Annotated in this window: 9 protein-coding genes; 6 read left to right on the top strand and 3 right to left on the bottom strand. The window is 62.3% G+C overall.

The window, feature by feature from the left end; translation table 11 throughout:
* The 6 genes from NKI20_RS32770 to NKI20_RS32745 form a co-directional block, all read left to right on the top strand.
* A partial coding sequence (locus NKI20_RS32770; protein WP_352838095.1) for a calcium-binding protein occupies positions 1–1730 on the top strand: 1730 nt, incomplete at its 5' end.
* A gap of 61 nt (positions 1731–1791) precedes the next feature.
* Positions 1792–2163, top strand: a complete 372-nt coding sequence (locus tag NKI20_RS32765; protein WP_352838093.1) for a hypothetical protein — start codon at positions 1792–1794, stop codon at positions 2161–2163.
* A 32-nt stretch (positions 2164–2195) separates the two neighbouring features.
* A complete protein-coding gene (locus NKI20_RS32760; RefSeq protein ID WP_352838097.1) occupies positions 2196–2942 on the top strand; it encodes a lytic transglycosylase domain-containing protein in 747 nt (248 codons plus the stop codon).
* Between the two features lie 87 nt (positions 2943–3029).
* Positions 3030–4295, top strand: coding sequence for an ABC transporter substrate-binding protein (locus tag NKI20_RS32755; RefSeq protein ID WP_352838091.1), 1266 nt, complete (start codon positions 3030–3032; stop codon positions 4293–4295).
* 33 nt (positions 4296–4328) lie between these two features.
* Positions 4329–5027 (top strand): thermonuclease family protein, encoded by a 699-nt coding sequence (locus NKI20_RS32750; protein ID WP_352838089.1) that lies wholly within the window; start codon positions 4329–4331, stop codon positions 5025–5027.
* Between the two features lie 184 nt (positions 5028–5211).
* The gene (locus NKI20_RS32745; RefSeq protein ID WP_352838087.1) at positions 5212–5964 is read left to right on the top strand and encodes a GGDEF domain-containing protein; all 753 of its coding nucleotides are present in this window, start codon (positions 5212–5214) and stop codon (positions 5962–5964) included.
* Between the two features lie 63 nt (positions 5965–6027).
* On the opposite strand, the gene NKI20_RS32740 is transcribed toward NKI20_RS32745, so the two are convergent.
* From NKI20_RS32740 to NKI20_RS32730, 3 genes are all read right to left on the bottom strand, one after another.
* Positions 6028–7377: an HlyD family type I secretion periplasmic adaptor subunit gene (locus NKI20_RS32740; protein WP_352838085.1), complete on the bottom strand. Its 1350-nt coding sequence runs from the start codon at positions 7375–7377 to the stop codon at positions 6028–6030.
* Positions 7374–9161: a type I secretion system permease/ATPase gene (locus NKI20_RS32735; RefSeq protein ID WP_352838083.1), complete on the bottom strand. Its 1788-nt coding sequence runs from the start codon at positions 9159–9161 to the stop codon at positions 7374–7376. The genes NKI20_RS32740 and NKI20_RS32735 overlap by 4 nt, the downstream gene beginning before the upstream one ends.
* Before the next feature lie 110 nt (positions 9162–9271).
* On the bottom strand, positions 9272–11189 hold a 1918-nt coding region (locus NKI20_RS32730), incomplete at its 5' end, for a DUF5801 repeats-in-toxin domain-containing protein (RefSeq protein ID WP_352838082.1).

Below are 11189 nucleotides of genomic sequence, written 5' to 3'. Positions count from 1 at the left end.
CGGCGACGGTGACGGACGGCGACGGCGACAAGGCCTCGCAGGCGCTCAACCTCGGCAGCCTGCTGACCATCAACGACGACGGCCCTTCAGCCATATCCCCGGCCTCGGCGGTCGTCTCAAACGGAGCAGGAGCGCCCGTCTCATTCGACCTCGATATCGATGGGATACTTACCAACAACTACGGCGCCGACGGTGGAACTGTCATCTTCCCGACATCGCTCGACGGCACGGCAAGCGGGCTGACCTCCAACGGCGTTTCGATCGTGTATGATGTCTCCGCAGACGGACACACGCTGACGGGTCTGGCCGGCTTAACATCCGTGTTTGTCATTACACTCAACCCGGCGACCGCTTCCTACTCCGTCGACATGAACGGAACCGTGGACAGCGTAACCCATGTCGACTTTAGCTCGGCGGGATACAACTTCGTCGGCGGAAACGGTGCCTGGGCTGGTTTCATTCCGAGCACAGAAACCGTCAACTCGCCGATCGACAACAACAGCTCCGACCTGCTCATAACCCCCGAGGTCAATGGGGTGCGCACCAGCACGATCAATGCTAGCGCGATTTCGGGTGGTGTTGGCTCAGGCAGTTCCGTCGGTTTGGACGGTGGCCTTCCGGAAAGCATGAGAGTGGATTTCGTGACCGACCTGCGCGGCGATCCGGCAGGGTCGGGCGGCTACAGCGACGCCGCCAATCGCGATCACGTGTTCGATGGCCACTACACAGTCAACGGTTCGACGGCCACATTCACGGCTACCAACGGGTCGACGATCAGGATCACGGCCTCCGATGATCCGGACGGAGACAACATCGTCGGTGGCGGCAGCATAGACCACATCAATTCGGTCATCATCGGCTACAATGGCGTCTTCCAGACCATAGCAGCCACCGCTTCCCTCGAGAACTACACCATCAACGGCCACGTCTATACGGTACAGCTGAATGTGGACGGCAGCGTCAATGTAGGTGGCGTCTACGGCACTGCCGGCGCAGGTGCGATCGGCACGGAGATCGCGGTCTTCACTAACGACGGCTACAACAGCGTCGAATACACCTATGTTTCGGGCGATACTTTCAAGGTTGGAGATTTCGGCGCGGCCGTCGCTACACATACGCCGGTCAGCTTTGATATTCCGGTCAGCGTTGTTGACGGCGATGGCGACATTGCCGGCGGCACGATAGGCATTACCTTGAGTCCGACGGGAGGAACCATTCAGGATCACTCGTCGGATCTGGCCGGAGACCCGCACTCGTATACGTCGACGTTGGCCGCACCTCATATCATTGGTTCGGACTTCAACGACATATTGAACGGCGACGGCGGCAATAACGTACTCTACGGCGGCGCTGGTGCCGATACGATCAACGGCGGCGCTGGCAACGACCTTCTCATCGGCGGTTCCGGCCAGGACACCATGACCGGCGGTACGGGCGCCGATACGTTCAAGCTCGACGGGTTGGACATCAAGGACCTGATCACTGACTACAATGGTGCACAAGGCGACAAGATCGACCTGTCATCCCTGTTCGAAACAGCACCAGGGGGCAATATCGCGGATTTCGTGAAATACGATTCGGGAACACACACGCTCAGCGTCGATGCCAATGGTACAACCGGCGGCGCCAATTTCGTCGACGTCGCCGTCTTGCAGAACGCACCTGTCGCCGGCACCATCAATCTGATTTACGACGACACGGCACACACACAACACACAGCCACGATCTAACGGCCATGGTGCGCGACTGCGTAATTATGTTATACACCGCTAATATCGAGGGGAGTTCATCATGAAAAATTCTGCAAGACTGCTGGTTTCCGCTGCGACGCTGTTGCTGGCAGTCGGGTCGACGAGCTTTGCCGCCGACATCATCGAAGGTCCGACGGTCGACTATTGCCGTACCGTCGGCACGTCCAACCTGGTGCTGACCGACAACATCGTCGACCTCAGGGTGCAGGTGGTGAAGCTGATGGACGAGTCGGTGGCCGCCGCCAACAGCTCGGAGTGGATCAACTCGTCCCGGCCCGTCTTCGTCTGGGCGTCGGAGGCCAAGGTCGCTTGCGGCATGGCTTACGGCTACCTGAAGACGAACTACAAGGACGAAGACACGCTCAACAAATGCGAGTGTTTTCACGATCGCATGGTCGAGTACATGCACTGACCGGATAGGCGAAGCCGCGCCTGTTGGACGTCATGACAGCCGACGGATCATTCCTGGGCGCGATCGCCGGCGCGGTCGCGTTGATCGGCCTTGGCCAGGCTGTCACGCCGGCCCGCGCCAACTGGCTGGAACGACCTTCGGTGGAACAGTCCTCCAATCCGGTGCGACCGGTGCACTGTGAGGCGGCCACGCAGTGGACCCGGCAGACATTCAAGGCGTTTGCCAGTTGCCAGGCGTCGATCTATGGCCTGGAGCCGCTGCTGGCGCATGCCGTCATGGAGATCGAAAGCGGGTTCGATCCCGACGTGCAGGGCGCCGATGGCGAAGTCGGCTTGATGCAGGTGATGCCGGCGACGGCCAGGACGCTCGGCTTTAGAGGCTCCCTGGACGATTTGAGCGCGCCGGCGACCAACATCGCGCTTGGGGTCAGATATCTTGCGCAGGCCAACAGGCTGGCCGCAGGCGATCTGTGCACCACCGTCATGAAATATCGCGCCGGCCACAATGAAAGCCGGTTCTCGGCCCTGTCAGTCCGCTACTGCCAGCGTGCGCGGGCAATCCTGGCAAGGGACGGCATCGACGTAACCGGCCCGTTGCCGGTGGCATCCTTCGGCTTTTCCGCATTTTCGCCACGTGGCGGAGCTCCTGCCCAGGGAAAAAATGTGTGCGTGCGCCGTGTGTTCGTGCCCGGGCCGCGATACATGAAATGCGCCGACTATCGCAGCGCCGGGCAGGCACGACAGATCAAGGCGCTCAGAGCCAGGCTGTTCGGCGGTTAAAAGAAATGCAGACGGCACGGCAAGTCCGCCGTAACATGACTTGAGGGCCAGACCGGGAAGCCGGCGGCAAAGAGGGGTGGAGCATTCATGGAAGCTGGCCGACGGGTCCACTGTCCACGGACATGGGCAATTGCCCTTGCGCTCGCCATGATGGTGTCGGGCTGCCAATCGAAAGACCGCGTTTCCGAAGCGCTCGATCCGGCGGCGGTTGCCGTACCTGCCGGGCAGAATGGCGCCGCTGTTGCGGTACCTGCCGGGCAGAACGGCACCGCTGTTGCCGTACCGCCCGGGCAAAATGGCGCCGCTGTTGCCGGTCCAGTCCAGGCGAGCCAGTCTTTGGGCATCGGTCCGACGAAGATCACCATGTTGCTGCCGCTGTCCGCCCCCGGACCGGCAGGCGAAAACGGCAGGAAGATGCTCGATGCCACCAAGCTGGCGATGACGGATATCGGAAATGGGTTGCTTACGCTGACGGTCGAGGACACCAGAGGCGACAGCACGCTGGCCAGCAAACTGGCGATAACGGCCATAACGACGGGGTCGAAGGCCGTCATCGGCCCGACCGAACTGCCGGCAGCACAGCATATTGCCACGCTGTCGGGATCGACGCGGCCACCGGTCCTGGCGCTTGCCGATAATTTCGCCGGCGGCGCCGGGGTTTATGCCGTGCCGCTTGGCGAAGCGGACAGCGCCGCGGCGGGCGCCGCGGGACTGGCTGCGAAAGGCAGCAAGAAGTTCGTACTGCTTGTCGCAGCAGGCCCAAACGCCGGCGCCATCGAAAAGCGCGTCGCAAACAGCCTCAGCATCTACGGCGCGACGCTGGCGGTCACCGTCCCGTATTCGGCCGGCGACGGTGGCGCGAAGGCGGTCGACGATATGGGCTCGCTGGTGGAAGCCCCCGACGCCGTCATCGTTGCCAGCGGCGATGGCAGTCCGTCGGCCATCCTTGCCGCCCTCAAATCAAAGGGCATTCCGGGGAAGAAGATCTCCGTCGTCGGGACGAACCGTTGGCTGGACCGTCCCATGGATCCGCTGTTCGAGGGGGCCTATATCGCCACGCTCGATCCGCGCGAAACCGGGCCGATCGCCGACCGTTTCATGACCGCATACAACTACCCGGCCGACGTCAACGTGGCCTACGCCTACGACATGGTTGCCCTGACCGCGGGGATTGCCAGCGCGGTCGGGCCTGAAGGCTTCAGCAAGAAAATTCTCGAAAATCCAAACGGGTTTCGTGGATCGACAGGCCTGTTCCGGTTTCGGGCCGACGGATCCAGCGAACGATCGATGCCGTTCTATCGGATTGAAAAAGGTGCTCTCAAGCTGGTTGCAAAATCGACGTCGGGTTTCTGATCGGCGAGAAGCCTTTAGGACCTGTTCGGGCTGATGGGCGGGTTTGTCCGCAGCCGCCAGGCGATCGGGCTCGGAAGCCTGCTGCTTCTGGCCGGCATCCTGCTGATCGGTCGGGCCGGGGCTTTGCTTTCGGTCGACCGGCCTGTCCTGGCTCCTTCGCAGGACGACACGCAGCCAATCCGACCGGCCGCGGCCGTTATCGAGGCACAACGCCGAGGACCGGCGCGCAAGGTTGCTCAAGAGCTCATCGCCCCGCCACGGCTCGATCCCGCGGAGATCGAACGGGTCGAGCCCCGCCCGCCGCTCAGTGAGCTCGGCCTCGCCGTGCCCCCGCAAACGCCGATGCCTGGCGACTGGCGGGAGGTCTTGCTCTACCGCCCGATTGCGACATCGTCGGCGATGTTCGAATCCATGGGCCGGAAGGTGATCATCAGCGGGGTGCAAGGCATCGATCTCGACGGATCCTGCTCGTTTCACGACGTCGCCTGGCCCTGCGGCCAGCGCGCACGCGCCGCCTTCAATTCCTGGCTGAGGGGACGCGCGTTGAAATGTTTCGCGCCGCCGGACGTCGAGCGTTTTGCCATCGCCGCACCGTGCAGCCTGGGCAAGCAGGATGTCGGCGCCTGGCTTGTCTCCAATGGCTGGGCCACGGCGCTGCCGAACGGCATCTATGGGAAGGCGGAGGCGACAGCCAGGGGTGCGGAGATGGGCATGTTCGGCACAGCGCAATAGCCGGCCATTCAACCCCTGATACTTGGTTTGTTAACCGTCACGGGTGCAGCTTTCCCCAGGAGCAAGCCATTTCGTCCGCAGCCTTGATGGGGTCATCGCGCAATCGATTAAATTGCAAGGTTCCTTGAAACTGAAATTGCAACACACCGGCCTTATTACCAGCCCATCCACAGGAGATCGGCCAGTGACGAATATATCGGCGAGCACCACCGCCCCAGCATGGAAAGGCGTCGTTTGGCTGACCTTTCTGGGAACCACGGGAATCCTGGCCCTTTCCGTCGGCCTCAACTATCTGCTGCTGTTCTCGGAGGCGCTGACGCCATTTGGGCGCAGTATGATCACGGCAATCCTGCTGCCTGTTATCCTCGGCGTTCCGCTTTTTCTGTTCATTGGATTGAAGCAGATCGAGGTCCGTCACTATCGCCGGGAACTCGACAAGTCGGCAACTTTCGACACCATGACAGGCTGCCTGAACGGAGCGGTGTTCACATCGATGGTCGAACGAAGAACAGCAAGGCCATTGTCGCCGGGGCCGAGATCCGGCGCCTTCCTGGTCATCCATTCGGAACAGCTGCGGTCCATCAACCTGCGCTTTGGCCTTGAATGGGGCGACGAGGCCTTGCGGCTGGTCGCCTCGACCATACGATCGTCGGTGCGCGCGGAGGACCTGGTTGGACGTATAGGGGCTTCTATGTTCGGGGTCTTCCTCTCGGGCGCCACCGAAGCGGAAGCCAGCGAAATCGGCGAGCGTATCCGGTCGCGTATCGCGCAAGTCTATTTTGCACCAAAAGGAACCGAGGATGCGCTGAGCGTCAAGGTCGGCGGCGTGGTGTTCGAAGACGAGGTGGAGTTCTCGGATATGTTCCGCTCCGTCGAGCAGCGCATGGCCGTCGTCCAGGACGGAGCCGCGTTCGAACTGACGCATCTCCACAGCTGACCGCAGGGCACCAGCGCCATTTAGCCGGGGATCGGCTTCTTATCTCGCCTGGAAGCCTTTGGCCTACTTTTCCCGCATCGCGCGGCGGAAGTTCTGCGTGATCGGCTCGGCGAGGTAGGACAGCACGGTGCGAGCACCGGTCCGGATCATGGCCTCGCTTGACATGCCGGGCAGCAGTTTGCGGCCCTCCAGCTTGGCGAGTTCGCTCTTGTCGATCAACACTGTCGCGGCGAAATAGGGAGCCCCGCTGCGCTCCTCCACCATGCGGTCAGCCGACACGATCTCGACGACGCCCTCGAGCGGCGGCAGGTTGTAGCGGGCAAAGGCCGGGAAGCTGACGTGCGCGGGCTGTCCGGGGGCGATCGTCTCGACATCCTCGGGCTTGACCATGGCCTCGACCACGAGCTGCTGTCCGAGCGGAACGACCGTCATCAATGTCTCACCGGGTTTCACGACACCGCCTGCGGTATGGACCTTCAGATCCATGACGATGCCGTCAACCGGTGCGACGACATTGGTGCGGTCAAGCACGTCCTTGGCGGAGCGCTCCTGCTGTCCGAGGTCGAACAACTCCGCCTCGACCTTGCTCAACTCATCGACGGCCTCGTTCAGTCGCACCGTGTCGAGGTTCAAGACTTGCATGTCGATCTCGGCCATGGCGCTTCTGGCACGGGCGATTGCCGCGACGTTGGTGGCGCGCTCACCCTCCATCGCCCGCTGTTGTCGCCTGAGCAACAGGTTCCGCTCGCGGGTGGTCAGCCCCTTCGCGAGCAGGCTCTCAAGGTCTTTGCTTTCACCCTCGATCGCCTCGATCTGCTTGTCCTCGGTGACGATGAGCTCCTCCAGCCCCGTTACCTCATCCTCGGTCTGGTGACGGCGCTGGCCGAGAATTTCCCGCTCGTCCGTCAAATTGTGGTGCTTTGCCGCGAACACGTCGCGCTGTGCGGCCACCGCATCCTTCACGGCCTTGGCGGGGTTTGCGAGCAGCGCCGGGTCGAACTCGATCTCGGCCTTGCCGTCGCGCTCAGCCCTGAGACGCGCAGCCAGCGCTTCACGCGTTGCTATCCGGTTCTGGACCAGGTCAAGCTGCGCCTTTGCCTGTGTGTCATCGAGGCGGACGAGGACCTTGCCCGCCTTGACGATATCACCGTTGGCGGCGTTCAACGCCGCGATGATGCCGCCCTCGAGATGCTGGATGAGCTTGCGGTCACCGGCGACCTTGACAATGCCCGGTGCCACCGCGGCGCTGTCCAGCGGTGCCAGCGCCGCCCAGCCCCCGGCGACGCCGAAGAACAGGAACATGATCGCGAACCCGGTGAACTTCACGCCGGCCAGACGCAGGGGTACCGGTTCCAGGAGGGAGGGCGGCGCGACGGGTAATGGCACGACGTTCAATGCTGGGGAACGGCTCATGCTTCCTTGACCTCTTTGCTGTCGTCGACTTCCTTGACTTCCTTGACCACTTCGAGGGTTGGTAGTTGGGCTGCCTTTGGCATCTGGGTTACCTTGCGGGCGCGGTTGGCGAGTTCGCTGAACACGGCATCGCGCGGCCCGAACAGGTCCTGTGCGCCGTGGCTAAGCACCAACACCTTGTCGACCTTTTCCAAAATGCTTGGCCGGTGCGAGATCAGGATCAGCGTCGTACCTGCCGCCTTGAGCCCGCCGATGACTGTCGCCAGTGCTTGCTCTCCCTCGTGGTCGAGATTGGAGTTAGGCTCGTCAAGGATAAGGAACGCCGGGTCGCCGTAGAGTGCCCGCGCCAGCCCGATGCGCTGGCGTTGCCCGCCGGACAGTGCCGCACCACCTTCACCGATCTCGGTGGCGTAGCCCTTCGGCAACCCCTTGATCAGTTCGTGGACGCCGGCCAACTGCGCCGCCTTGACCACATTGTTGAAGACCGCCGGGTTGAGCGACGCAAAACGGGCGATGTTCTCGGAGACGGTGCCGGCGAAGAGCTCGATGTCCTGTGGCAAATAGCCGACGTGTCGACCCCTGTCCTCGGCCGCCCATTCGACAACGCTCATGCCGTCAAGCAAGGCACGACCACCGGTTGGGCGCCAGGCACCGGCAAGGATTCGCGCCAGGCTTGTCTTGCCGGCGCCGCTCGGGCCGATCAACGCCATCGCTTCGCCAGGCTTGAGCTGGAAGCTGACGCCCTTCAGGATCGGTTCGCCGCCCTGACGGGCAAGCACAAGGTTGTCGGCCTCGAACCTGCCTTTGGGTCGTGGCAGTGGCAGAACAGGCGTGGCCTCCTGGCGCTGTCCGGCGACCGCGGTGAGACGCCGGTAAGCGGCACGCGCTCCGACCGTCGCTTTCCACGTGGCGATCGCTTGCTCGACAGGGGCCAACGCACGGCCCATCAGGATCGAGGCGGAGATCATGATGCCGGGGGAAGCCTCGTTGCGAAGGACCAGATAAGCGCCGAGGCCGAGGATGGCCATCTGCAGGGCCAGCCGGTGGCAACGAGCGATGGCCGCAATGACGCCGCCTCGGTTGGCGGCAAGAACCTGTCCTTTGTTTGCCTCGTCCTGATGCGCCTTCCAGCCCTCCAGCAGGGGCTTCAGCATGCCCATCGCCTGGACGACTTCGGCGTTGCGGATCGCTGCTTCTGCCTGTGTGTAGGCCCGCGACTGAGCGCTTGCGGCCTCGGTCAACGGTTTGCGGCTGATGTACTCGTTCAGCAAAGCGAGTGCGAACAGCACGAGCCCGCCACAGAGAGCCAGCCAGCCCAGCCAAGGGTGCATGAAAAAGATGGCGGCGAAGAAGATCGGCGCCCAAGGCGCGTCGAGGATCGGGAAGATGCTCGGGCTGGTCAAGAAATTCCGCACCTGGTCGAGGTCGCGCAGTGGTCGCGCGTTAAACTGGCCTGGGGCAGAAGCGGCGTATTCCACCGATGCGGTCAGGATTACTGGGCCCAACCGTGCGTTCATCCATGACCCGACCTTGGCCAACAGACGCCCGCGCACAACTTCCAACCCCGCGAGCGTCGCGAGCGCCGTCGCCGCCATCAACGACAGCATCACCAGCGTCTCCACGCTATGGCTGCCGAGTACGCGGTGGTAGACCTGAAGCATATAGAACGCCCCGGTCAGCATCAGCACGTTGATGCCGCCGCTGAACCAGACAAGCGGCCGGATGGCGCGTTTGGCCTCTTTCATCACCACCTGCAGGGCAGGGAGCTGTTGCTTGGTTTTCATAAAGTTATATCCCAGGTCGGCGTGGTTTTGCAGAATTCACCCTGATAGCGGGATGACATATTGTGCAACAGGTCACGGGGGCAGCATTGGCTGCCCCCGTTGGCCGGGTGTCAGGTGATGTCGACAAGTATGTGCTGGAAGTCTGTCGTATCCCCGTCCGCGTCCGCCACCTTGAAGGCGAAGTCGAGGCTGGCTGACGGCGTCTGGGTGACAGTCGTGCTGAAGGCGATGTCCGTGATCTTCAGCACGTCGTTGTCGACGGCATCGAAGTTCACCAGATTGGTGGTCGCATCGCTGCCGCCGCCGCCAAGGTCGGTCGTGGTCTTCCCTTCCAGGTTGATCGCCGAGCCGGTGATCCCGTTGCCCGACTGCATGATCTGGACACCCCGCATCACGTAGTCTTCGGTGCCCGTGTTGTAGTCGTTCTGCTCGATGATCAGGAGGCCGTCATTGTTGTCGAGCGTGAATTGGCTGCTGTACGGGGACGGGACGTGACCCGTCCTGAAGATGTCGGAGTTCGACACGTATACAGCCCTTGTGATCGACGAGTTGTCGTCCGTGTTGCCGGCTATGTTGTCGGCGCCGTTCTTGTCGATCAAATCAAGGATCAGCATCAGATCCTCGCTGTTGCCGATGCCGTCGAACTTGATGGCCATCGTGGCGGCGGTCGCCGAGTTCGCCGCCGTCTGCAGCGTCTCGAAGTTGATATGGGGGTCGTCGTTGAAGAACCGCAAGGTGAGCAGTTCGCCTTTCTGGATCGTGTCGCCGGCGACGCCGTTGGTGCTCTGCGTCGCAGAGACCCACGTTTCATTGGCGTTACTCACCATGTCGTGAGTGCCGGTTGGCGTGTTGAACGAGTTGTCGATGGATTTCCCCTCGCCATCGATCGTCAGGCTGAACGGATTGGCTTTATTGATCAGATTGCCCGTGAACTGCACGTAGAAGTCTTCGTCAGCCTGCGTGTGAATGTCATCCGCCTGCAACTTTTCCACAACGATCAGTGGGTGGCCGACGTTGCTCGTCGGCTGCTTGGACAACAGCTCACTGGTGTGGATAAGGTCGAAGCTGAAGCCTTCGAGCGGGTCGGTCAGGGTGATGGTGTAAGTGTCGTGAACCTTGTCGAAGACCAGGGTGCCGGCCGCCGTGCCCGTCTGGGTGCCAACCGCTGGGTCCTTGTCGTAGTCGAAGGTGAAGTTGAACGTCGCCGAGTCGGAAGTCTCCGACGCGAGCGTCACGATCGGAGAGATGAGTTGATCGTTCGGTGGTAGGTTCACGCCGATGATCGTGCCGGTGAGTGCGATCTGGATACCGTCAAGGGCACCGTTGGCGTCGACGAAGTCGGAGTGCGTGGCGTTGTAGAACGAAGCCGGGCGGCTGTCCGCACCGATGTCGTACCCGAAAGCACCGCTGGCAGATGCGCCGGCTGCGTTGGTCAGACTCTCGTGAGTGCCATCGCTGCTACCACCTGATGCATCACCGTCGAACGGCACCGTGATCGTTGGGCCATCGTCCTTGAAGATGAGGTTTGTGCCGATGTTGAGGGCGGCCGACTGGTGGTCACCGTCCTTGTCGGTGATGGTCGCGGTGAGCACGACCAGATTGTCCGCGTTCAGGGTCTTGCTGTCGTCGGGGTTGCTGGCGTCCGGATGGACCACCGCCCGGATCTGATCGAGGGTGACGTCGCCCGCGGCGTTGACGGAGACCGTGAACACGAGGTCGTTGGTGCCGGCGGTGCGGCCTTCAAGCACGAGGCCATTGAGCGAGAGGACGACCGCCTCACCGGTTAGCGTATCGACCAGCCCGGTTACGCCGGCATTGAAGCTAAGCGCATAGGTGATCGTGCCGGCCCCGTCGGCGCCGTAGGCCGAGCTGAAGTTGGCCACAAAGTTCTGCGTGGCGTCAGGCCCCAGTACGGTCTCGTCGACGGTCAGCGTCGGCTCCGCGCCGGTCGTCGAAATGCTCGGGCCGTCGTCCTTGAAGTTGAGGTTCTGGCCGATGTTGAGTGTGGCCGATTGATGGTCACCGTCC

The organism is Mesorhizobium sp. M0830, from assembly GCF_040319965.1.
In the GTDB taxonomy this organism is placed as follows: domain Bacteria; phylum Pseudomonadota; class Alphaproteobacteria; order Rhizobiales; family Rhizobiaceae; genus Mesorhizobium.
The sequence above is the reverse complement of the archived record's forward strand: the minus strand, read 5'-3'. Positions and strand labels throughout refer to the sequence as shown.